Source organism: Acinetobacter proteolyticus, assembly GCF_000367945.1.
GTDB lineage: Bacteria > Pseudomonadota > Gammaproteobacteria > Pseudomonadales > Moraxellaceae > Acinetobacter > Acinetobacter proteolyticus.
The window spans coordinates 2,384,072-2,407,754 of record NZ_KB849179.1; the positions used below are offsets into that span (position 1 = coordinate 2,384,072).

Consider the following 23,683-nt stretch of genomic DNA (forward strand, 5'->3'; position numbering starts at 1 on the left):
ATGCAAACAGCAAAACCTACATTCACTGGTGTTACCATGCGTTCGCGCAGATTCAAATACTATATTTAAGGGTATGATTTTAAATGACTATTAACAAAAACCTTGAAACCATTAGTAATCCAAGAATCAGTGTGGCACCGATGATGGATTGGACAACAAAAGACTATCGTTTCTTTGCACGTCTTTTTAATCCGAATGTGGTGCTCTATACCGAAATGGTGACCACGGGTGCAATTATTTATGGCGGTGCCAATCGTCATCTCGACTTCAATCAACAAGAACAGCCCATTGTGCTGCAACTCGGTGGTTCTAATCCACAAGAGTTGGCCACCTGTACCAAAATGGCTGAAGACTGGGGTTATAACGAAGTCAATTTAAACGTAGGCTGCCCAAGTGATCGTGTACAAAATAATAAAATTGGTGCATGCCTAATGGCTGAGCCCAACCTCGTTGCCGAATGTATTCACAGTATGCAAAAAGCTGTTTCAATTCCGGTGACGGTGAAACATCGTATCGGGATTGATGACATGCAGTCTTATGAAGAGATGTTGCATTTTGTTGATACTGTGGCGGCAACAGGCTGTACCCATTTTATCGTGCATGCGCGTATTGCCATCTTGCAGGGCTTATCTCCCAAAGAGAACCGTGAAGTCCCACCCTTACGTTATGACGATGTTTATCGCCTTAAACAAGAACGCCCGCACCTCACCATTGAGATTAATGGCGGTATTAAAACCTTTGAAGAAACACAGCAACATTTACAGCATGTTGATGGGGTCATGATTGGTCGTGAGGCTTATCACAATCCGTATCTATTGGCAGAGATGGGCCAACTCTGGAATTTGGAAGCACCTGATCGTTTTGAGATCATGCAGCAAATGATGCCTTATATTCATCAACGTGTGGCCGAAGGTGCACCGCTTTCAATCATTACCCGTCATATTTTGGGCTTATTTCAAAACCTACCAGGTGCCCGTAAATGGCGTCAGGCACTGAGTGGTGGGAATGCCAAAACCATCGCCGATATTGAGAATGCTATTCAAAATATTCAGGCTGCAATGCAACGTACCGAAGATTATATAAAAGAACATCAGAACTAATCTGATCTGCTAAACATCACTTTTCTGCATAGGAACATAGCGTAATCCCCTATGTTCCACCATCGCTGTGCGATCAATTCAAAGGTCTCATCAATCCCTTGAGCTTAATCACTAAAACTCATGGTTATGCTCAAGTGTAATTTCGCAATTGCATCTTCCAGAAGCAACCAAAATTGATGTCCCTTGAGGGCAGGTTCTTTCGATCTACAAAATGTAAATATGTGCAGTGTCGATATGCAGACACCCTTTCAATATAAAAACAACCAAAGTTAAGCTTTTTTAGCTAACTGAAACTCTTCATAAGAATCAAAAGGCAGCTGTGTTTTTGTATCAATGATTTCAGTCAGTTCATCACCTAACATAATCATATTGCGGGTGGGAACACCTTGTAGCTGAATCTTTAATTGATCATTATCCAGAAACTTAAATTGTCCTGCATAAATTTTAGCTGGGCTATTATCATTATTATTGCGTTGTTCCAAGACAAAGGTTTGATCTACCTTGATTTTAAGATCAATTCCTGTACCCAAACAGCCATCACAACTGGTTACGCAAGTCGCACATGGAACCACACCAGAATAATGCCCGACCCATGCCTTAAGCTCAGGATGATTGACGAAATATTGCTTATTTGAGTGTACATCTGGCGTTTGTGCTTGCGTATTGCTTTGATTTTTTGCCTCATTCGACTGTGAACATCCCAAACTGATACTGGCAAAAACAAAGGAAGTCAGTAATGTCCTTTTCATATACGATTTCCCTCAAACTCAATATTTAACATTCAGCGCAGCTTCAACACAACACAGCGCATCACTATACGTTCAGGGATGATGTCATAGCAAGTGCGGCAATACGGATGTCAGCCAAAGGAATATTTTTAGATTTTATGCAAAAAGCAGTCTTAGGAAATGGCTCTGATTTTATTCAAAATAAGAAGATTTATACTGAAGTATTCACCATTAAGCATCGCAATATTGAACTGAATATTTTAAACACTCAGCTATTCAAAACAAAATCTTTGATATATCACTGAATTCATTGCCCTATGTTGATGAAGATTAGAAGATTGCGCAGGACAAATCACTTCAAACAATTTACCACATATCATGATGTAAAACATTAGTTTACATAAAAAACCAAGCATCAAAGCAAATCAAATACCCACACCAATATGCCTATTTTTTAACCAAAAATGAAATATAATCTTACAAATCATTTTATCTAAACTAATCAACCAACAACTTACTGATAATGAAAAAGATTCTTAAATAGCAATTTCGCTAAGTGATCTTTATATCCGCTCAAATGTTATATTATTACGTTACATTTTAGTTTTTTTAAGATTTATCGCTTACTATGGGCGCCGTAATAAATTCTGGCACACGTTCAGTTGTTTTGAAAATGCGGTAGAGATGCACAATGATTTATGATGTACCTTCAGTCGATCACAGTATGATTCACCCACCCTCGCAACAGGTGGTTATTCCTTATCGAGAAATGCCGAAGCCTGCATCAGTACCAGCAATTGATGTTGATAAATTCTCTCAGAAATTGGCAAAAAGAGCGTCTTATCGTAGTTCATCACAATGCGCTAAATTTGTCAGAATCGCCCTACAGTCAGCAGGTGCGAATATTGTTCAGCATCCAGTGGCTGCGTCAGACTGGGGTCGTACTCTACAACAGATTGGTTATCAGCAAATTACACCTGAATTTAACAACCCACAGCCTGGTGATATTTACATTATCCACCGCACTAAAAAGCATCGCTATGGGCACATTGCTGGCTTTACAGGTTCACAATGGGTTTCTGATTTTAAGCAAAGCAGTTATGACGTATATAAAGACCCAAATGTGACGTATACCTATTACCGCTTAGCGCCGCAATATCCACAGGCTTAATTTATTGGGGCAATTATTTCAGCCCTGATTTTTTATCCAGCTTTTTTAGGACTTCTGCAACGGCGACCATGGCAAAACTAGAAGTCACCACCACCGCCGAACCATATCCTCCGCAGCGCAGACCCGCACTTGGACAAACATCCGCACTGGAAAATGGGTTATCAATCGAATACACGCAAGTGATGCCAAATTTCTCTTTTGGCTTTTTGCAAATCCCCATAGAACGCAGTTGGGTACGTAACTTTGCCAACATGGGATCTTGTTCGGTCTTGGACAAATCTGCGACACGAATTTTCAGTGGGTCAAGTTTGCCACCCGCACCACCTGAAACAATCAGCGGGATTTTGTTAAAACGACAATGCAACATCAAGGCAAGTTTAGCTTTGACATCATCGATACAATCCAGAACAATGCTTGGTACTGGATTTAAAATTTCTTTGACATTATCAGGCGTCAGATAGTCATCAATCACATTCACTTTCATGCGTGGATTGATCTGGCGACAACGTTCCGCCATCACTTCGATTTTTTCTTGACCGAGTGTCGAACTCATCGCAGGCAATTGACGGTTAATATTCGATGCAGCCACCACATCCATATCGACTAAGGTCAGCTCACCAATCCCGGTACGTGCCAGTGCTTCAACCGCCCAACTCCCAACCCCACCAATCCCAATCACCATGACATGACTATGTTCATAATGCGAAAAGGCATTTTCTCCATAAATTTTGGCAACACCAGCAAAACGGCGCTCATATTCATCATTTACAGGAACATCGGTCATCACAGTCGAGGTCTATCTTTTCATTCAAAGCACTATTTTAACGTGTTTAACTGGTTTTAGGTTAGCCCAGTGAAACTTTACTTGATGGCTGATCTCGGCGGATTAAAATCACCAACAAGATAAAAACGATTAGGCTCATGCATAAAGCCAACAAGTTTGCATTGATCCATCCAAGGCTACTCAAAATCGGTGCAGGTAAAAATGCCCCTAAGGTCGCAAATAAGGCAATTCCTGTTTCATTAATGCCTTGGACACGATGTTTTTGCTGCTCGTTAAGACCAGCTAGTAACGTTGATGCGCCTGAATAAGCAAAATTCCAGCCCACGCCCAGAACGATCAAGGCAGCATTAATATAGATTCCAACTTGGCCAAACATTGGGATCAGGGACGATAGCATCAGCAAAGCAAAGCCCAGATAAATCGTGGTGTATGTGCCCCATTTTTGAATCAGTTTAGAGACAAAGAAGGATGGAATAAACATCGCCAATACATGTAGCTGAATCGAGATCGAAGCATAATGAAATGAGTGATGTTCCTTGAGATGCAAGGAGGACATAATCATCATGACATTCATAATATAGTAGGCAAATGCACCGCTGATCACCGCAGCGATAATCAAAGTGCTCGGCAATTTGGCACGCTGAATTGGTTCAATCAGCACTTGCTGTATCTGCTGGCGTTGGAATTTTTTGTTCCATAGATACAAGATCGGAGAGAGCAACAAGGCCAAGACACTAAAGATGAAATAGATCGCAGTGAAATCGGGGAAACCTGCTACCTGTTGAAATTGAATTGCCAACATCGGTGCAATCACCGCAGCGATCACACCACCCGAAATCACCATCGCGGTAGCTTTCGAAATTAAATCTGTTGCCAGCCGATCAGAGGCAGCAAAGCGATAAAAATTAGCGGTAGAAATAAATAAACCCAGTGAAAAATGGCTCAGGCACAATAAGTAAAATTGTTGCTGCTGTAGGGCTAAATAACCGAGAACACCAGCAAAGAAAAGACAGACACAACCAAATTGAAATACCAAATGCCGCCCGAGCTTTTTCATCAAAAATGAAAAAATAAAGGTGGTCAGTAACATCGCTAAAAACTGTAAACCATAAGGGACTGTAGCCAGTGCCTGAGTAGGCGCTAATTTCAAGCCAACGATTGCAGATACCGTCACCGACAACACTGCGGCAATGAGGTTAAAGGCCTGTGCAACCAAAAGATAATAAACATAGCGAGGTAACTGATTCAAAGCCTTTATCCAATTTAATCGGGCCTGACTACCTTAACGCTGAATGCTTGAAATTCAAATAAAAAAGATGAAAGACCAGCTTTCATCTTTGATTTAAATGGGTGTTCCGTTATGCGGCAATCAGATTGCGTAATACATAATGCAAGATACCACCTGCTTTAAAGTATTCCACCTCATTCAAGGTATCAATGCGGCATAACACTTTAAACTGCTCTTGACTGCCATCTTCTCGCTGTACCTGAATATCTAAAGTTTGATGCGGTTGGATATCATCAGATAATCCATGAATCGACAGTACTTCACGACCAGTGAGGTTCAAGGATTGACGGGTTTGCCCATCTACAAACTGCAAAGGTAATACGCCCATCCCGACCAGATTCGAACGATGAATCCGTTCGAAACTTTCAGCAATGACCGCTTTAACGCCTAAGAGATTGGTCCCTTTTGCAGCCCAGTCTCGTGACGAACCCGTTCCATACTCCTTACCTGCAATAATCACCAATGGAGTTTGCTGTTGCTGGTACAGCATGGATGCATCATAGATGGCCTGCTTTTCACCCGTTGGAATAAAGATAGTATTGCCACCTTCTTCACCACCCAGCATTTCATTCTTGATTCGGATATTGGCAAAAGTCCCGCGCATCATCACTTCATGGTTACCGCGTCGAGAACCGTAGGAGTTGAAGTCTTTTGGCTCAACCCCCTGCTGCTGTAAATAGCGTCCTGCGGGGCTGTCTTTCTTGATATTTCCTGCTGGAGAAATATGATCTGTTGTAACCGAGTCTCCCAATACTGCCAAGATCCGTGCCTGTTCAATATTACTAATGGCTTTGGGTGGTTGATTAATTTCTTCAAAAAATGGCGGATGGCGAATGTAAGTCGAGTTATCTTGCCAAGCATAGGTTTGGCTTTGTGGAATCTGAATCGCCTGCCAAGTTGCATCACCATCAAATACTGCTGCATATTCTTTATGGAACATGTCGGTATTCACTTTTTGCAAGACCTGATCAATTTCAATCTGACTCGGCCAAATATCTTTCAAATAGACATCTTTTCCATTTTGGTCTTGCCCAATCGGCTGGGTGGTTAAATCGGTACGGATATTCCCCGCTAGACCATAAGCCACCACCAGTGGCGGTGAAGCCAACCAGTTGGTTTTCACTAAAGGATGAACACGCCCCTCAAAGTTACGGTTACCTGAAAGCACCGAAGCCACATTCAGATCATGGCATTGGATTGCTTCTTCAATCGGTTCAGGTAAAGGCCCTGAGTTACCAATACAGGTAGTACAACCATAACCCACCAAGTTATAGCCCAACTCATCCAAGTACGGCGTTAAACCTGCCGCATCCAGATAATCAGTCACCACTTTAGAACCTGGTGCCAATGAACTTTTCACCCATGGTTTGCGTTGCAGGCCTTTTTCAATGGCTTTTTTCGCCAGCAAACCTGCTGCCAGCATGACACTTGGATTCGAGGTATTGGTACAAGAGGTAATTGCGGAAATCACCACATCACCATGATTCAATGGATAAGATTTACCTTCAATGATGCAAGAGGGTTCTTCATGCGCTAAATTCGCTTTCTTGGCTTCAACAGCAGTACCTCCACCACCTTCATTCTCCAAACGTTCTTTGGCTTCTTTGGCTGGTTTGAGATTCAGTTCCATCAACGCATTAAACGTTTTCGGAACATCGCCCAACAAAACCCGATCTTGTGGGCGCTTTGGCCCCGCCAGACTGGCTTGTACGGTACTCATATCCAGACTCAAGGTATCGGTAAATACAGGTTCATCCCCTGTATGACGCCATAGCCCTTGCTCCTTACTATAAGCTTCTACTAAATCTATACGTTCTTGTTTGCGTCCCGTCAGGGCTAAATATCCCAATGTCACATCATCAATCGGGAAGAAACCACAGGTTGCCCCATATTCAGGTGCCATATTGGCAATGGTCGCGCGATCAGCCAATGGTAAATCAGCCAAACCATCGCCATAAAATTCAACGAATTTACCCACCACGCCTTTTTGACGCAGCATTTGGGTAATGGTAAGCACCAAATCAGTTGCAGTAATGCCTTCATTCAATTTGCCTGTGAGTTTAAAACCGATGACTTCTGGAATCAGCATCGATACGGGCTGGCCGAGCATGGCTGCTTCGGCTTCAATCCCCCCCACACCCCAACCTAAAACTCCCAGTCCATTGATCATGGTGGTATGTGAGTCTGTTCCCACCAAGGTATCTGGAAAGGCAAACACCTGACCTTCATCATCGCCTAACCAAACGGCTTGCGCTAAATATTCTAAGTTGACTTGGTGACAAATCCCGGTACCAGGTGGCACCACACTAAAATTATTAAACGCAGATTGGCCCCAACGTAGGAATTGATAACGCTCACCATTACGCTGCATTTCTATTTCAACGTTCTCGGCAAAGGCATTTTCATCAGCAAAATGATCCACCATCACCGAATGGTCAATGACTAAATCGACGGGTGACAAAGGATTAATCAGATTAGGATCACCGCCTGCCTGTGCCATCGCAGCACGCATCGCCGCCAGATCCACCACTGCAGGGACACCGGTGAAATCCTGCATTAATACCCGTGCGGGTCTATATTGAATTTCTTGATCTGAACGTTTGCTTTTTTGCCAATCGACCAGCGCTTGAATATGCTCCACTTTTACACTTTTTTGATCTTCAAAACGGAGTAAATTTTCTAGCAAAACCTTTAAAGACTTCGGTAATCGTTCAATATTACCGAGGGTTTGAGCTGCTCGCGTCAAGCTAAAAATTTGATAGGATCTCGAACCGACGCTGAGTGTTTGTAATGCATTGAAACTATTGATTTTGCTATATCTGGCCATAAGGTCGCCCTCCCAGTATTGGCTGGTTTGTTTATTATCAAATTGTTCTTTTAATGTACCTCTGTTTAGAAAAGCATGTGTTCCCTTTTAGTATCTTATTTTTAACGAGATTATTTGCTTATTCTCTTAAAATTTGAGCCGCAATGCAGCCAATGAGTTTTGCCATAATTGTGCAGCCAGCTGTAACTCAGGCTGGTCAAGGGTCAGAGCCAAACTTTCCAGAACATAAGGTAGGTTGACTGGGGTATTACGAGTGCGGTGCTCGGTCGAAGTTTGGCAACACAACGGTGTCATATCTGGACAATCGGTTTCGATCACCAAGTTTTCGCTGCCAATCACCTGCACCACTTGATGCAGTTTTTTGGCATTTGGATTGGTGATTTGTCCTGTCACCCCGATTTTGAAGCCCAGTTTAACCAAGGCTTTGGCTTCTTCTACCCCACCGCTAAACGCATGAGCAATTCCGCCTAATTTGAATTTTTGTGCTTTTAAAATGGCAATACTTTCTGCATGTGCTTTACGGATATGTAATAACACTGGTTTTTGATACTGCGTTGCCAATGTCAATTGCTCAATAAAATAATGCTGTTGCTTGGCAAACAGTTCGGGTTGTTTATGTTGTTTTAAAAAAGTATCTAAACCAATTTCACCTACTGCCACACAATCCTGCTGCTGTAAGACTTGCTCAAGCCGCTGTAAATGTTCTGGCTGATGTTGTTCGATATAAAAAGGATGCAAGCCAGGTGCCAGATAAGAAATTGGCACCTTGTCCCAAGCGTGTAATTGTTGATAGATGTGGATCAGTTCATCAAATCGTGACTCAACAAAACCGATTAACACCAACGCCTCGACCCCGACCTGTTTTGCTTGTTCAGCCAGATGTTGCCGATCATGATCAAAGTCGGCAACATCAAAATGGGTATGGGTATCAAACAGTTGCATTAACTTTGACTAGGCGTACTTGCAGCAGGTGTAGACGCTGCCGCTGTATCTATTTTTGGTAAATATTCAGGTTTTAATACACCCTGCAACTCATTAAATGGAATCACTAAACGCGGTAGCCCGACCACATATGGACCAATCTCGTATTCGCCATATTGCAGGATTAAACCCTGCTCACCCAAGAGGAAATTATCGGTGACTTGGAAAGGCCAAGCCTGTTCATATTCTTTCGGATCAGTTGCAAGTTTTGAATCGACAATCCATGTTTTAAATGCTTCATGCGCCAACTTATCTAAAGTGGCTTTTTGCTTCGGCAATAATAGGTCATGCAACTGAATCTGTTTTTGGTTCGCTAAATCAAAGTTATAGTAACGTTGAGAGGTTGAACCATGCGCTCCCCCCAAATAACTGCTGCTATTCAATACCACGGTTGCCAATGTTCCTTTAGGTTGCAAAATTTTAGGCTTAATCATCAAGCTGATCTGATGACTACTACTGAGTGCTTTTAACTCTTCGTCAATTTTTACAAAGGCGTTGGCATAGGCTTGTGCCTGAGTATCCAAACTCGATTTATTCTCGGCAGTCTTAGGTGTCGAGGCAGCAGAAGCATCTGCATCAACCACATCTAAAATTTTGCCCAATTGCTCAAGAATTTGCTGATCCAGTAACTGGTCAATAAATGGGAAATTACTTTGTAATCGTTCAACGGTAAAATCTGGACAGGCATTACCTTTACATTCAGGTAAAGTCACCTGTAGCTTCACCGTTTCACCACGCAAAATCGGCTCAGCAGTTTGCTGTACCGCTGGTGGATCGGTCGGTTTATCCTGTGATTCTTTAGGCTCTGATTTCGGCTGGCAAGCGGCAAGCAGAATTGCACATGCGAGGACGCTAAATTTAGAAATTGTTTTCATTTAAAACCTATCAGTATTGTTATTACACAAGATTTTTAAATGCTATCGAAGTTAAAGCAAAACCGCTACAGGCACATGCAATTTCTATACGAAACTTAGAATAACAATTTCTGACTCTATTAGAACATTTGTTGGTAAATTTCAGCTTGTAGCATCTGCTTGCTTTGTTCAGTGGTCAAATAAATATCTAGTTGTGGCGCATCTTTACTGATTTCATTAGCACGATAATGTACTCCAATGCCTTCTCCATCAAAGAACCAATCAGCCTGTCCCCAATACAGTTTTTTCGGCACTTGCTTTTTGACTTCTGCCGATTGCTTGTCTACCCATGTTTGATAGTGGCTTTGAATAATCTGGTTTAAAGCATTTTGCTGATTTTTCTGAATCACATCCAAAATGCTAACACTTTTTTGCAACTTACGATCTGCCACAAAAAAGTAGAAGCGATCTTTCACCGCAATATCTTCTTGTTGCGTATCCACCCCGATCTGCAACAACACATATTGATTACGCTGTGAGGCAATACGCGTGCTGAGATGCAGCGCATAGGCTTTATTCTTGGAATATTTATCCTGCCATTCATCTGACTTTTTCACATAGGCATTAATGGCTTGCTGTAAGGTCAGATTCTTATTCTGTTCAATTTGTTGCTGAATCACATTGGCCTGATTCTTGGCAATCCACGCATTCAGCCATTCATCTTGGGTTTTGACGGTCTGAATATCGACATCAATACAATTCTTTTTTTCACAGAATGGCAAGGCATAATCGGCCTTGGCTTCTTTCATATTTAAGTAAGGAAGAACATCAGCTTTTTCGACCGATGAAGCCGCCTGTTCTTTGGTCTGCTCTGCAGTGCTTTCATTTTTATTCGGATGATCACATGCGGTTAAAGCCATCATGCCAATCATCATACTGATAGCTAAAAGTGGTTTTAAAGTGTTCATCGCATCATCCTTTATTTTAATCCCTCCCAACCTCACTTTATAAAAGGGAGGAGCATCACGAATCTAAATAGTTATAGAACTCGTGAAAAAGTCTCTCTTACATAAAGAGAGACTTAGGGAGATTCTAGTGTTCTCGTGTGTTACGGAACTGAATGTCTGGCCAGCGTTCTTGCATTAACTGCAAGTTTACACGACTTGGTGCCAGATAAGTCAGATGACCACCGCCATCCACTGAAAGCTGGTCATGTGCTTTTTTCTTAAATTCATTCAGAATTTTGTCATCATCACAATGTACCCAGCGCACGGTATGTACACTGACTGGTTCATAAAGACAATCGACCTTATATTCTTCTTTTAAGCGGTAAGCCACCACATCAAACTGTAACACACCAACTGCACCCACAATCAGGTCGTTACTGATCTGTGGCATGAAGACCTGAGTTGCACCTTCTTCCGATAACTCTTTCAGACCTTTTTGTAGCTGCTTCGATTTCAAAGGATCTTTTAAGCGAACACGGCGGAACATTTCAGGTGCGAAGTGTGGAATCCCGGTGAAATGCAGATCTTCACCACTGGTAAAAGTATCGCCAATCTGAATGGTCCCGTGGTTATGCAAACCAATGATATCACCCGGCCAAGCTTCTTCTAGATGCTCACGCTCACCTGCAAGGAAGGTTAATGCATCACTGATACGCACATCTTTACCGATACGTACATGATTCATTTTCAAACCTTTTTCATATTTACCTGAGCAAATACGCATAAAGGCAATACGGTCACGGTGTTTCGGATCCATATTGGCTTGAATTTTAAATACGAAGCCTGTGAAACCTTCTTCATTGGCTTCAACAATACGTTCTTGTGTTGGATGTGCTTTCGGCTCTGGCGCCCAATTAATAAAGGTATCCAACACATGGTCAACCGCAAAGTTACCCAACGCGGTACCGAACAATACAGGGGTTTGTTTACCTTGCAAGAATAACTCACGGTCTAATGGCTCATTGGCCATTTGCACCAATTCAAGTGATTCCTCAAATGATGACCATGCCAACTCACCGACTTTTTCACGAATATCAGCATGATCATAACCATCACGCACTTCAATATCGGTAATGGTTGAACCAAAACCTGCTTTATAAACATACAGTTTGTTTTCAAGCAGATTGTAAACACCCGCAAAATCACGCCCCATGCCTAAAGGCCAAGTAATGGGCACACAACGGATATTCAGGACATTTTCAATTTCGTCGAGCAACTCTAGAGGCTCACGAATTTCACGGTCCATTTTGTTCACAAACGAAATGATTGGTGTGTCGCGCATACGACACACTTCCATTAGTTTAATGGTACGTTCCTCGACACCTTTTGCGCCATCGATGACCATTAAGGCAGAATCCACTGCAGTCAAGGTACGATAGGTATCTTCCGAAAAGTCTTCATGTCCCGGTGTATCGAGTAAGTTAATGGTGTGCTTTTTATAAGGGAACTGCATCACCGACGTGGTAATCGAGATACCACGTTCTTTTTCCATTTCCATCCAGTCCGACGTTGCAGAACGGTCAGACTTACGGCTTTTGACCATACCTGCAACTTGAATCGCCTTACCCCATAACAACAGTTTTTCTGTCATGGTGGTCTTACCCGCATCGGGGTGGGAAATAATCGCAAAGGTGCGACGTTGGGCAACCTGTGCCGCTAATTCATCTTTAAACATGAGAAAAATCTACACTAGTGCACCCATTTCGTATCTGTAAACGAAGACATGAACGAATGGCATGCGAAAGAATTTAAAATTGGCGCAATTGTAGCAGATTTATCGATTGTTGATATGTCTTCATTTCCCCTAACACTTTATCTATTAATCCCCGCAACTTCGGCTCTTGTTAAGTCCCTCCAATAAAAAAACCATCATCAGATGGCTTCTTTATGATTGATGGATTTAAAGCTCATCCCCTAAACCAAAACCCCCAAATAAAGGAGAATTTGTATCTTCTCCTCCCAAATCAAATCCTCCAAAAATCGGTGGTTCGGAAGATGCAGTTTCAGTCTGTCCTGAATCCGAGCCGTTCTCAGTTCCATGATTGGAAGTAGGTGGGGCGCCATCTCTGGTTGAGGGATATTCATCCAACAACAAAATTGTACTGAGAGGATCACATTGCGTTCTATCTTTTATACTTTCCTCGTCATAACTTGCACCCTGATCCTCTGCATAGAATTTTTTAGCGTATTGTGCATGATAACTTGCTGTCCAATTCTGTAAAATATTCGGCAAATTGAAGGTGTAGAAATATGTTCGTGACTCATTTGGCTGATACACATTTACTGTTTCGTCATTTAGACAGTAATCTGTTTGTGTTGTTTTAACAGTTTTTGTACCCGTAAGTTGAAAAGCTGCCTTACAACTATTGGTATATTCATAAATTGGAAACGAGGTCTTATTTTTGACTATAACCTGGAGCTTTAAACGTACAGGGATTGAATCATTCATTGCAAAAAGATCCATCCGATCTCCCATCACCATGGGAATATGTGGACTATAATGACGTACAAACTGAATGGTTCGCTCTATTCCACCGCAGTTTTGAGTAATCGGGTTTGGATATGCAACCGCATACAACAAGCCATCTTCTTCCATACGATCAGGTTTAACATCTGACTGAGGTTTTGGTACAGGATTTTCAGTTCCAACAGACAGGCCTCCAGACCCCGTTCCAGTCCCCCCCAAACTCACCCCTACACTAAAATTACCATTCTCATCTTTGCACCCTGTTAAAATCAAAACCCCAACCAAGATTAAGGAAGGTTTTAAATTTACGTGTCCCATAAACGTTTCTCATTAAAATTTATTATGAATCTTTGACAAATAACATCCTATTACCTGTTCTCTTGTCGCCTTAATATTTTAACAGATACCCAAATAGATAATATATTTTAATTACTCCAAACCACTATTATTTAAGTCATTTTTCATAAAAAAAGGGCTGTCTCCATGCTGATAAAGAACAACCCAAGAGGAACATCTATACAAGAGAATCTAAGTTGAAGTTTTGCCAATCAAGAAAACTTAGCTTCTCTTTACTTTATTATTTTTATTTGTCTACCATGTTATCTATAGCGATCAGTTAAAAGGCATAGCTCAAACCAATACGACTACCAACTTCATTTCCACCCGCATAGCCAACAGAACCACTCAGTGAAACACGACTTGCAAAGAATGAAGTGACTAGACCAACGGAACCCGCAGTTTCCCCTTCAAAATGACCTACCCCTGCAAATACAGCGACTTGTCCAGAACGAATGTTTGGTACTGCTTGTTGAGCAGCCAATGCAATCGCTACACCACGATAAGCACTCTTCTCAATATCATCCAAACGACGACTTGCTTGATTGAGACGACCATCCAGACGGTTGACTTCTGCTTTACGCGTTGCTGCTTCTGCATCAATACGTTGAGCTAATGCCGTATCACCTGCAATACGTGCATCTCGTTCAGCATTGACCGCTGCAATACGTTCAGCTTTGGTCATTGCATCACCCGCAATACGAGCATTTTTCTCTGCAGTATCCGCATCGGCACGTAAGGTTGCTTCATTCGTAATCGCTGCAATACGAGCATCTCTCTCTGCAGTATCCCCTGCAATACGATCTGCTGTTTCTTGTGCATCGGCATTGGCACGAAGCGTTGCTTCATTATTGATTGCTAAGATACGAGCATCTCTTTCAGCGTTAACGGCTTCTATACGTTCTGCTTTAGTCGCTGCATCGCCTGCAATACGTGCATCTTTTTCGGCATCATCTGCTGCTGCACGAAGTTTTGCTTCATTGCCAATCGCAGTTGAAAGGGCAATATCTGCATTAGCACGCTCTTTAGCTTCATCATCAACTGCTTGCTGACGTGCTGCAATTTCAACCGCCAGTTTATCGGCTAAATCTTTATCGCCTGCAATTCGTTCAGTTTTTTCAGTCGTCAGCAAAGTATCTGCATGATCAATCAGTTGTGCACCTACACCAATTTTAGCAATTTCACGTTTAAGCTGTGAGACGTTAATTGCATCCATGTTGTCTACACCATCCGCCACTTGGGTAATACGACGAATCGCACCACCTAATAAACCGCCAACACTAACCGTATTCTCACTACTTGCACCTTGACCTTGTGTATCAGAGCCATAACCAATCGCTACAGAATTTTTATCATCCGCAATCGAAGTTCCTGGAACACCGGCTGTTGCACCAACTGCGCCGCCACTGCCAGATCCCAACTGTACGACATTCTCAGCAGTGCCTGTCGCATGACTGCCAATCACCACAGAATTTAAGCCAGAACCCGCAGATTCAGCCCCCATACGTACTGCATTTTGACCACCTGTCTCTGCGTTATAACCAATTGTGGTTGCATTTTCAGCATTTGCCCATGTTTGGCTGCCAACCGCAGTTGCACCATTACCACCACTCGCCCATGCCCAATCACCAAAAGAACTCGATTGGTTACCACGGACTTCACTATGCCCACCAACCGCAGTCGCATTTTCGTCATAGACATTCTGGCTATTACCTACAGCAACGCTATTTGCTTTGTTTACATTAATTCCCGTACCAACAGCGGTACTCTGAGTATCATTTGCATTGATCCATGAACCAACTGCAATACTACTTTCACCTCTGGCATGGGCCTCAGCACTTATGGCGATAGATGAATCACCCGTGGCTTCATTGTTTGTACCCGCAGCAAAACCATTTTGCCCCATGGCATTACTGTTATACCCCATACCAATACTGGTATTATCTACATCATTGAGTTGACCCAAGATAATACCGTTGGCTGTAGAAGGAACATTGGCATAATTCGTTTGCCCACCTATTGCATTACTCAAACCAGAGCCTGTTCCTGTTGGCCCTTCCCATACAGGTGCTGCATATGCATGGCTTACCATCAAGGCAGTAGCTATTATTGATAATTGAAAAGTTTTCTTCATTACATCATCCTTATATTATGACTAAATCTCACCCAGTCTGTATCACCAAGTACGACTTAGTTCCCTCCGATGACATACGCTACGCCAGCACGACCACCCACTTTTCCACCATCAGCAACACCAAATGCTCCACTGCCTGAGAAACGGTCACTAAATGAAGTCACAGCACCCAATGCGCCTGCTGCTTCACCCTCGTAATAACCAACGCCACCAAACACGGCAACTTGACCTGGTTGAAGGCTTGGAATTGCTTGTGAAGCTGCCAATGAAATGGCAATACCACGATTTGCTGTAGTTTCAACATGATCTAAACGGGTATTTAACTGATCTATACGACCATCTAGGCGTTTGACTTCTGTGACACGGGTTGCCGTTTCTACATCAATACGATTACCTAATGCCGTATCACCTGCAATACGTTCAGTTTTTTCAGTATTAATCGCTGCAGTACGTTCTGCTTTTTCGGCTGCATCACCTGCAATACGAGCATTTCTCTCTGCAGTATCCGCATCAGCACGTAAGGTTGCTTCATTCGTAATTGCTGCAATACGAGCATTTTTCTCTGCAGTATCCCCTGCAATACGATCGGCTGTTTCTTGTGCATCTGCATTGGCACGAAGTGTTGCTTCATTATTGATTGCTAAGATACGAGCATCTCTTTCCGTATTAATCGCTGCGGTACGTTCTGCTTTTTCGGCTGCATCACCTGCAATACGAGCATTTTTCTCTGCAGTATCCGCATCGGCACGTAAGGTTGCTTCATTATCAATCTTCGCTTGTAAAGCATCATCACCTGCGATACGAGCAGCTTTTTCATTATTCACTGCCGTGGTACGGTCTGTTGCCTCTTGTGCAATTTTACCGTTTAAAAGTGTATCACCTGCGATACGATCCGCTTTTTCAGTATCAATCTTCGTATTAATTGCATCTAAATCTGCTTGTGCAGGTGCATTATTAATTTTAGCAAGCTCTGATTTTAACTGTTGCACGTTTACTGCATCATTATCGCCAATACCATCTGCCATCCAAGTCATTCGACGTTCGCTGCCTGAATTGCCGAGTGCAACAGTATTTGCTTCATTATTAACCGTACCAGCACCGATTGCGACTGCACCCATTGCTGTCGCTTTTGCACCATTTCCTAAAGCAATCGCACCTTCGGCACTTGCTTCTGTAGCATTACCAATCGCTATCGAATTAATACCGCTCGCTGCTGCACCACTCCCTGTTGCAATCGCATTTTCTGCGGTCGCTTGTGTCCCATATCCTAAAGCAGTGGCTTTTTTACCGATCGCTTGTGATGTCGAACCTACAGCGGTCGCACCATCTCCATTAACGGTGACAGAATCACCAAATGCGCTCGCCTGATCCCCTTTAACATCAATATTGCCACCGACTGCCGTACCATTATTATCTGCAATGGTGATTTTATTTCCAACCGCCTGCGATGCTTGTCCATTTACAGTAATATCACTACCGACTGCCGTAGCATAATCTTTATCTGTGGTGTTACCACTTCCAAGCACCGTAGAGCGAATGCCAGTTGTACTGTTACCATTTCCGATGACAGCAGACCAATGTCCATTTACGGTGTTTCCTGTACCACCAGTGAAACCTTCATTACCCGTTCCAGTATTGTCTGTACCAACGACAGTTGTATTCGCTGCCGCATTATTTGTACCGACAACCGTTGTATCTGCCCCTGTTGCCGTATTGCCTGTCCCGATATTTGTTTGGGCTGCGTAGACATTCGCGGCCAATAATGAAGCTGCGATTACCGATAATTGAAAAGTTTTTTTCATTACACGTTCCCTTCTAAATAATCTATATCTTATTGATAAGTATAAGTTTTAATGAAGATTTTATTTAAACTCACAATTAAGCAAAGCAATTCAATAAAATCAACTTATATGTGTAATATGCACATATTTAAAAAACTAACATAGACTTAAGCGAGGTGCAATAGGTGATGGAATTCTGATAAATAATGAAAAAATTAATATAATTTTATGATTTTTATAAACAAATAAATATTACCAATAATTTTTAAAGGGATATACATTAAAAATGATTTAAAAAAATATGTTCAATATGTACATATTTTATTTTTGATGATAAATTTCTCAGCATCGTGATCTTTTTATTATGCAAGCCAACATGGATAGCTTGTTCTAAGCACATCGATCCAACATCCCCCAAAAATAGCAAAGGAGCTTGCGCTAAATTTATGCGAGCATATTCATTAGATCTTCGTGAAAAAGTGATGGCTGCTTATCGTCAAACAGAGCATAAATCCAAGGTTTGTAAGGAGTTTGATATTGCAAGATCTACCTTGGATAAATGGATTATGCTTGAGAAAAAAACTCAGGCATTAATTCCTTTACCCGCAATTCGCCACGGACGCCCCTTCTCGATTAAGGATATGGAAAGTTTTGAGGAATTTATAAAAACGACAAAGTTCAATCAGATTCGGGATCTAATTGAACCTTTTGAACAAAGATTTGGTTATAGCGTTTCCTATTCAGTTCTATGGAGAGGGCTCAATAAAATCGGCTGTCTTAAAAAAGAGAAAAAGCTATAAAGTGCATTTTTATGTGATCAGTTGTTATTCATCATACTGATAAATTCCCAGGCGGAATCTTTTATTTGCAGCGGATGACTGTTCATCATTTTTACAATAATCGATTGCGGCTGAGACGATGGCTTTTGACATCATATTCCATAAATCAATACTCAATTGATTTAATTTATCAACAGATTCTTGCGTCAACTCATCCGCAAAAATTGCCTGCTCTAGAAAATTTTTATTCTTGGTTAAATTGCTAATCCCAGCTGAAAGATGATCGGAAATATTTTGCGTGAATAATTGTTTACTTTCATCTGCTTGAGGGTTTGGCGTAAAGCTTGAGTTTTGTAAAATGACCTGGTCTTGCTGTTCAGCAACAATACCTAGACGCTTTAATTCCAGTAAAATAGATTTCGGGTGTTTTTCTAAAGAAATTTGTTTGACGATACTTTCAAAACTATTTTCCTCGCCCTGAAATGGAATTTGCAGAGGCAGCTTCTGATTAAGCCACATGCCGACGACACGTGCTGGTACGCTGATCGGTAATTGTAAATTGAATTGATCTACTGGAACATATTCACCATGCGTCTGGCAAAAACTGCGCACATCACGGCGATTTAACCCTGATAGTAAGCTGATAGCAGAATCTGTTTTCTTTTGCTTGATTGCATCTAATTCTTTGATTGCTTCATTATAAAACAGTGCTTTTAATGCAATACTAAATTCGCTATAACCAATCCCTGACTTTATCAGCCAATGAATCAACTGAGGCATAATACTGACAACATGCTCTAGTGTCGTTTCAGTGTCGTGAGACAGCAACAAGTCTTCTGAAACAGTTAGAGCTAATGCGTCTTTGCCCATGTAAACTCCAAGATTAAGCACGACAGACAGATTTATCGTTACAAATGAGATTGATCCTTATTTTTATTCTAGCTGAATTCATCAATATAGAGGATTAAAATTGTAGCCTTTTTTTTAAAAATTTTTTTTATTTTTTTACCGAATAGTAAAATACAATAAAAATTATAATTATTTATCAAAATATTAGAATTAAAAAATATAATTCATAGTCATCTTCAACACAAAAAAAACAAGATCAAAAACCATCCAACCTAGAACATCCAGTAGCATTGAAGTCGCTTTATGATCCATTTTCATTATGAGCAAGTTATATTGGTATTTTCTAAAGTAAAAATGTGCTGAATATTAGCTCATCACTACAACATGTACGCTCTTAATTAAAAATTTCAATGTCAGAATCAACTGCTTTAGCTAAAATCATTATTTAGTTACTATGAGAACAATTTAAGAAACTATCCCACCTTTTGTTACTGCTATAAGAGTCAAAATATGTCACAACAAGATTATGAAAATGGATTAAAAGTTCGCACCGAAGTGATGGGTGAATCTTTTGTAAAACGCGCGCAAGACAATACAGTGCCTTTTACACAGCCATTACAAGACTGGATCAACGAACATGCTTGGGGATCGACATGGCAACGTGAAGGTGTGTTACCCCGTAAATATCGCTCTCTGGTGACTATTGCTTTTTTAACAGCGCTGAAAAGTCCAACCGAGCTTAAAGGGCATATTCGTGGTGCCTTGAATAATGGCGCAACGGTTGAGGAAATCCAAGAGGTGTTATTGCATAGTCTGCCATATTGTGGCGCGCCTGCAACACAGGAAGCCTTCCGGGCAGCGCTAGAAGTGATTAATGAATATCAAAAAGAAGCTTAAAAATTTCAAGATTAACGGGCATTGGAAGTCCAAGCTGAAACTAAAGTCTATGAGAAAAGCCCTTATCTTCAATAAGGGCTTTGCGATCTTAGATGCATCAAAACCATAAAACTCAATCACTAAAATAATGATTTTTTACGATCTCGATAAACGCGTCGCTATCTTCAATACTCATTTGTTGAGATTTGACTACACCGACATGCAGATGAAGTGGAAAATCTTTTAATTCAACGATTTCTAGTCCCTCATGTTCTAACATAAATTTATCCAAGAAAGACTTTGGATAAACACCCAAGCCCTCACCCTTTAATATACTTTGTAATTGGAGTTCCAGTCCGAAAATCTCTTTATTGAGATAAAAGCCTAACTTTCTTTCATACAACAGCTTAGCTAAGCTTTCGCGAAAACAGCAACTTTCAGGATGCAGTACCCATCCTCTCTTACTACATTTCTCTAAACTGCTATATTTATATGCGTCCCCTTTTCGAGCAACAATCACAAAAGGCAGTGTTCCAACTTCCAAAAAAGAAATATTATTCCTGAAACTCAGATTTGATGGGATCATCAGTGCAGCGAGATCGATTTCTCCGTCATTGACCTGTTGAATCAGACTACAGCCCCATCCGCTATAAATATCAATTTCGTAGTGTGGGTAAATTTTTTTTGCTTCATTCATCACAGCATCTAATAAGTCATCAATCAATGCCTGTGCAATACCAATCTTAATATTTTTTTTAACGCCCTCAGGGCCTTCACTATGAAAGTTTCTCAATGACTCTAACTGCTTTAAAATAAAACAGCTTTTAAAATAAACCTTTTTACCTAGCTTGGTTAATTGTAATGGTCGAGTACCGCGATTAAATAAAACACCTTTAACAATTTCTTCCATATTAAAAATACGTTTGGTCACAGTTGACTGGTTCACGCCTAATTTTTCAGAAGCGACAGTAATAGACTGATGATCAGCAACATATATAAAAGTTTTTAAATCCCTAATATCCAAAACTTTATACCTCAGATCGAATTACTTTAAATACTTTCTAAACTGGCAAGGCGAACATCCAGTCCATCCTCTAAATGCGCGTGTAAAAGCACTATGTTCCGTATAACCCAATGTATATGCGATATCAGACAAACTCACATCTTCATTTTTTAATAAAAACAACGCTTTTTCATGTCTTTTTTGTTTGACTAATCGTTTAAATTCTTCACCTTCATTTCTTATTTTTTTGGATAATACACGTGGTGTTAACCTCATTTTTTTTGCGACTTTGATTAAGTAAGGCTCTCCTTCAGATAAGGTATTACTGATTTGAATTTTCACTTTTTCAATGAAGTCTACCGTTGCTTCACTCTTACGGGGACAAGATGCAAAGAAAGCTTGCATACAAAGCTCATCAAAATTCTTGCAAATTGTGACCGAATCAAATAAATCACTGGCATATAAAGAATATTTATAGACATCCTCTAAACTAGGTTCAAATATAAAGTGGGTATTCTCTATATTTAAGTGATCTGTTAAGCATTTAAATCCATTTAACAACTCCTGACTCGAAAAGTCCTGTCCTAATATTTCACACCGATAGATCAGAACAATTCGGAAGTGATCCAAAGACAAACTATTAATTAAAGAAAAAAACTTATCAATTTCTAGAAGAAAAAAAATTACCGCGTGCTTTAGATCTTTATTGCCGACTTCAATAATATGCAGTCTTATATTTTTTTCACAATGTGAAAAAGTATGAAACATATTCTCCATCTCATATTTCAATTCTTTAGAGCTTATCAAACCTTGGTCTTATTTTTTTAACACTTTATATCTTTTAAATAACCACTTTAGGAAAATTAAACAAACAGGTAAAGATCTTCCTGTTTGTTTAATTTAAATTCAAGCCAGAACTCCGTCATATCAGTTTCATAATAAAATGACATTAATTCGTTTTAAACAATTCCATTCTGACATTCATCTCCTTTCCACAATAAACGCTCTGCTCTATATTTTTGATCAAAATCAATGCGTAACTGGCAACGCTTATAGTTCTGCGTATTGGGTACACGAATGTCCAGAACATAATTCCATGTTTTGACCAACATCAAGCCTTCATTGAAATGTGGATTTCCCAAAATATGGCGGAACTGATCTTTATTCATCCCCACATCTAAGCGTGCAACATCGTTTAATTCATAACGTTTAACCAATTTAAGATAACTCTTGTCGACGTCTGGGAAAGTAACGTCCTGTGCCTGTGTAACTTCTGTTTTACTATGTGTTTGGCTCTGTAATACAACACCGAACAGAAGCATGCTCATAAAAGTCTGGATCTTTTTCATCTCTATTCTCACTTTATTATTGTTTAAACCAAGGAGAACCAGAACGGTTCTCCCCAAATTAAATAAAGAATCAGTCAAATACACCGCTGAGACCGACACGGAAGCTTGGATCACCCTGTGACGCTGCGGCCACACCTGTTGTAAGCGACCAACGTCCATTATCCGCTGTCTTACGAAGTGTAACCCCCACGGCATTTTCACCACCATGGTAAGCAGCCCCAACCGCATAGGTATATTTACCTGAAATATACGGCGCAGTTTCCAGTGCCATTGCTGCTGCAACACTTGCATTGGCCATTTTTTTGACATCATCAATACGCTGATTGGTGTCATAGAATGCCTGTTGCATTTGGTCACCAAGATTGGTGATTCGATCACCTAATGCCTGATCAGCACTATTTAAAGCATTGAGCGCATCACCAACATTATTATGCGTGCCACCTGCAACCTCATAGCTTGGCCCCTTCCAGCCAGTGCTTGGGTCATAGCCCGCACCACCACCTAAGGCATTGCCTACATTTTCATAAGATTTGTGCAGTTGGCTACCGTTAATTGCATCTTTTGACTCTGCTGCAATCGCACCATCAGCAACACCTGTGACTTTCTTGTCGCCGGCATTGATGCCACCCTTGGTCATGCTTGGCCCATCTACGATACGCACACCATCTGCTGCAATCGTGGTTCCTTCAGCACCACCCACATTGACCTGATTGGCAGCCGTCACACTATCCACTCGAATATCTTTGGCTAGGCCGACTTCATAGTCCTTACTACCATCGTTTTTGGTGGTTGGAATGACTGAAATATTGCCATCTTTGTTACTCACCGATGATTTGGCTGCAGCAGCCGCACCTCGGACTGAGTTGATCGCATCATCAATGTTGTTTTCACCCGTTCCACCCACATTACTGGTCGTAATTGAGCCATCTGGATTCACGGTGGCATTACCTCCAACAACATTTTTCACGCTGTCTGCAACACCGTATAATTGACCACCATTGACCGCCTCTTTCGAGCCTGCGGCAACCGTACCATCGGCGACACCCGTGACTTTGTTATCACCTGCATCAATGCCGTCTTTAGTCACGCTTGGACCACCAGCAATAGTTAAACCATCGCCATTGATGACCGTATCACCCGCAGTCACGCTATCGACTTTAACGTCCTTCGATAAGCCAACTTCATAATCCGTACTGCCATCTGCATTTTGACGGCTTGTAACAGTGACATTCTCATCACCATCAGCCTTGCTTACCGTAGTTTTCGCAGCTTGTGCTGCTTTACCCACTGCACCAATCGCATCATTGATGTTGTTCTTACCTGTTCCACCAATGTTACTGGTCGTGATCGATCCATCTGGATTCACGGT

General features: G+C 41.2%; 20 protein-coding genes. 4 read left to right on the forward strand and 16 right to left on the reverse strand.

Translation table 11 applies throughout. The features are described 5' to 3' along the window. The first annotated feature begins 83 nt into the window (after positions 1 to 83). Positions 84 to 1,100, forward strand: a complete 1,017-nt coding sequence (gene dusA / locus F993_RS05950) for a tRNA dihydrouridine(20/20a) synthase DusA (RefSeq protein WP_004655777.1) — start codon at positions 84 to 86, stop codon at positions 1,098 to 1,100. 269 nt (positions 1,101 to 1,369) lie between these two features. On the opposite strand, the gene F993_RS05945 is transcribed toward dusA, so the two are convergent. Next, positions 1,370 to 1,849 carry a copper resistance protein NlpE N-terminal domain-containing protein gene (locus F993_RS05945; protein WP_004655778.1) on the reverse strand — a complete coding sequence of 160 codons (480 nt, stop codon included), beginning with the start codon at positions 1,847 to 1,849 and terminating at the stop codon, positions 1,370 to 1,372. A gap of 670 nt (positions 1,850 to 2,519) precedes the next feature. On the opposite strand from F993_RS05945, the gene F993_RS05940 reads away from it, so the two are divergent. Beyond that, complete coding sequence (locus F993_RS05940; RefSeq protein WP_004655781.1) at positions 2,520 to 2,999, forward strand: CHAP domain-containing protein; 480 nt, start codon at positions 2,520 to 2,522, stop codon at positions 2,997 to 2,999. A gap of 13 nt (positions 3,000 to 3,012) precedes the next feature. Here the strand turns inward: F993_RS05940 and F993_RS05935 are convergent, their stop codons facing one another. From F993_RS05935 to F993_RS05890, 10 genes are all read right to left on the reverse strand, one after another. Then, positions 3,013 to 3,783, reverse strand: coding sequence for a tRNA threonylcarbamoyladenosine dehydratase (locus F993_RS05935; protein ID WP_004655782.1), 771 nt, complete (start codon positions 3,781 to 3,783; stop codon positions 3,013 to 3,015). Between the two features lie 61 nt (positions 3,784 to 3,844). Continuing rightward, positions 3,845 to 5,032, reverse strand: coding sequence for an MFS transporter (locus F993_RS05930; RefSeq protein WP_004655784.1), 1,188 nt, complete (start codon positions 5,030 to 5,032; stop codon positions 3,845 to 3,847). 109 nt (positions 5,033 to 5,141) lie between these two features. Beyond that, positions 5,142 to 7,898: an aconitate hydratase AcnA gene (gene acnA / locus F993_RS05925; protein ID WP_004655786.1), complete on the reverse strand. Its 2,757-nt coding sequence runs from the start codon at positions 7,896 to 7,898 to the stop codon at positions 5,142 to 5,144. A 126-nt stretch (positions 7,899 to 8,024) separates the two neighbouring features. After that, positions 8,025 to 8,840, reverse strand: coding sequence for a TatD family hydrolase (locus F993_RS05920; protein ID WP_004655787.1), 816 nt, complete (start codon positions 8,838 to 8,840; stop codon positions 8,025 to 8,027). Continuing rightward, entirely contained in the window at positions 8,840 to 9,754 is a 915-nt protein-coding gene (locus tag F993_RS05915; RefSeq protein ID WP_004655789.1) for an RsiV family protein, read from the reverse strand. The genes F993_RS05920 and F993_RS05915 overlap by 1 nt, the downstream gene beginning before the upstream one ends. Positions 9,755 to 9,873: 119 nt before the next feature. Further along, positions 9,874 to 10,701: a hypothetical protein gene (locus F993_RS05910; protein WP_004655791.1), complete on the reverse strand. Its 828-nt coding sequence runs from the start codon at positions 10,699 to 10,701 to the stop codon at positions 9,874 to 9,876. Between the two features lie 124 nt (positions 10,702 to 10,825). After that, entirely contained in the window at positions 10,826 to 12,415 is a 1,590-nt protein-coding gene (locus F993_RS05905) for a peptide chain release factor 3 (protein ID WP_004655793.1), read from the reverse strand. Between the two features lie 225 nt (positions 12,416 to 12,640). Then, positions 12,641 to 13,525, reverse strand: a complete 885-nt coding sequence (locus F993_RS05900; RefSeq protein ID WP_004655796.1) for a hypothetical protein — start codon at positions 13,523 to 13,525, stop codon at positions 12,641 to 12,643. A 298-nt stretch (positions 13,526 to 13,823) separates the two neighbouring features. Continuing rightward, positions 13,824 to 15,677: a YadA-like family protein gene (locus F993_RS05895; protein ID WP_004655798.1), complete on the reverse strand. Its 1,854-nt coding sequence runs from the start codon at positions 15,675 to 15,677 to the stop codon at positions 13,824 to 13,826. Positions 15,678 to 15,733: 56 nt separating this feature from the next. Further along, the gene (locus tag F993_RS05890) at positions 15,734 to 17,479 is read right to left on the reverse strand and encodes a YadA-like family protein (protein WP_004655799.1); all 1,746 of its coding nucleotides are present in this window, start codon (positions 17,477 to 17,479) and stop codon (positions 15,734 to 15,736) included. Positions 17,480 to 17,904: 425 nt separating this feature from the next. On the opposite strand from F993_RS05890, the gene F993_RS05885 reads away from it, so the two are divergent. After that, positions 17,905 to 18,258, forward strand: a complete 354-nt coding sequence (locus tag F993_RS05885) for an IS630 transposase-related protein (RefSeq protein WP_004655801.1) — start codon at positions 17,905 to 17,907, stop codon at positions 18,256 to 18,258. 24 nt (positions 18,259 to 18,282) lie between these two features. Here F993_RS05885 and F993_RS05880 read toward each other — a convergent pair whose 3' ends face one another. Beyond that, on the reverse strand, positions 18,283 to 19,107 hold the full coding sequence (locus tag F993_RS05880; RefSeq protein WP_004655803.1) for a hypothetical protein: 825 nt from the start codon (positions 19,105 to 19,107) through the stop codon (positions 18,283 to 18,285). 489 nt (positions 19,108 to 19,596) lie between these two features. On the opposite strand from F993_RS05880, the gene F993_RS05875 reads away from it, so the two are divergent. Further along, positions 19,597 to 19,983: a carboxymuconolactone decarboxylase family protein gene (locus F993_RS05875; protein WP_004655805.1), complete on the forward strand. Its 387-nt coding sequence runs from the start codon at positions 19,597 to 19,599 to the stop codon at positions 19,981 to 19,983. Between the two features lie 112 nt (positions 19,984 to 20,095). Here the strand turns inward: F993_RS05875 and F993_RS05870 are convergent, their stop codons facing one another. The 4 genes from F993_RS05870 to F993_RS05855 all read right to left on the reverse strand — a co-directional run. Continuing rightward, positions 20,096 to 20,986: a LysR family transcriptional regulator gene (locus F993_RS05870; RefSeq protein WP_004655806.1), complete on the reverse strand. Its 891-nt coding sequence runs from the start codon at positions 20,984 to 20,986 to the stop codon at positions 20,096 to 20,098. A 21-nt stretch (positions 20,987 to 21,007) separates the two neighbouring features. After that, positions 21,008 to 21,733, reverse strand: a complete 726-nt coding sequence (locus F993_RS05865; RefSeq protein WP_004655809.1) for a helix-turn-helix domain-containing protein — start codon at positions 21,731 to 21,733, stop codon at positions 21,008 to 21,010. A 191-nt stretch (positions 21,734 to 21,924) separates the two neighbouring features. Further along, on the reverse strand, positions 21,925 to 22,314 hold the full coding sequence (locus F993_RS05860) for an outer membrane protein assembly factor BamE (RefSeq protein ID WP_004655810.1): 390 nt from the start codon (positions 22,312 to 22,314) through the stop codon (positions 21,925 to 21,927). Between the two features lie 70 nt (positions 22,315 to 22,384). Next, the coding region (locus F993_RS05855; RefSeq protein WP_004655812.1) for a YadA-like family protein at positions 22,385 to 23,683 on the reverse strand (1,299 nt) is incomplete at its 5' end.

Bases quoted from the DNA above. Each gene is read 5' to 3' on its own strand.
- F993_RS05935 (WP_004655782.1), bottom strand. From the start codon at position 3,783: ATGACCGATGTTCCTGTAAATGATGAATATGAGCGCCGTTTTGCTGGT.
- F993_RS05895 (WP_004655798.1), bottom strand. From the start codon at position 15,677: ATGAAGAAAACTTTTCAATTATCAATAATAGCTACTGCCTTGATGGTA.
- F993_RS05865 (WP_004655809.1), bottom strand. From the start codon at position 21,733: ATGTTTCATACTTTTTCACATTGTGAAAAAAATATAAGACTGCATATT.
- F993_RS05900 (WP_004655796.1), bottom strand. From the start codon at position 13,525: ATGGGACACGTAAATTTAAAACCTTCCTTAATCTTGGTTGGGGTTTTG.
- F993_RS05875 (WP_004655805.1), top strand. From the start codon at position 19,597: ATGTCACAACAAGATTATGAAAATGGATTAAAAGTTCGCACCGAAGTG.
- F993_RS05885 (WP_004655801.1), top strand. From the start codon at position 17,905: ATGCGAGCATATTCATTAGATCTTCGTGAAAAAGTGATGGCTGCTTAT.
- F993_RS05905 (WP_004655793.1), bottom strand. From the start codon at position 12,415: ATGTTTAAAGATGAATTAGCGGCACAGGTTGCCCAACGTCGCACCTTT.
- acnA (WP_004655786.1), bottom strand. From the start codon at position 7,898: ATGGCCAGATATAGCAAAATCAATAGTTTCAATGCATTACAAACACTC.
- F993_RS05890 (WP_004655799.1), bottom strand. From the start codon at position 17,479: ATGAAAAAAACTTTTCAATTATCGGTAATCGCAGCTTCATTATTGGCC.
- F993_RS05910 (WP_004655791.1), bottom strand. From the start codon at position 10,701: ATGAACACTTTAAAACCACTTTTAGCTATCAGTATGATGATTGGCATG.
- F993_RS05860 (WP_004655810.1), bottom strand. From the start codon at position 22,314: ATGAAAAAGATCCAGACTTTTATGAGCATGCTTCTGTTCGGTGTTGTA.
- F993_RS05915 (WP_004655789.1), bottom strand. From the start codon at position 9,754: ATGAAAACAATTTCTAAATTTAGCGTCCTCGCATGTGCAATTCTGCTT.
- F993_RS05920 (WP_004655787.1), bottom strand. From the start codon at position 8,840: ATGCAACTGTTTGATACCCATACCCATTTTGATGTTGCCGACTTTGAT.
- F993_RS05880 (WP_004655803.1), bottom strand. From the start codon at position 19,107: ATGGGCAAAGACGCATTAGCTCTAACTGTTTCAGAAGACTTGTTGCTG.
- F993_RS05940 (WP_004655781.1), top strand. From the start codon at position 2,520: ATGATTTATGATGTACCTTCAGTCGATCACAGTATGATTCACCCACCC.
- dusA (WP_004655777.1), top strand. From the start codon at position 84: ATGACTATTAACAAAAACCTTGAAACCATTAGTAATCCAAGAATCAGT.
- F993_RS05945 (WP_004655778.1), bottom strand. From the start codon at position 1,849: ATGAAAAGGACATTACTGACTTCCTTTGTTTTTGCCAGTATCAGTTTG.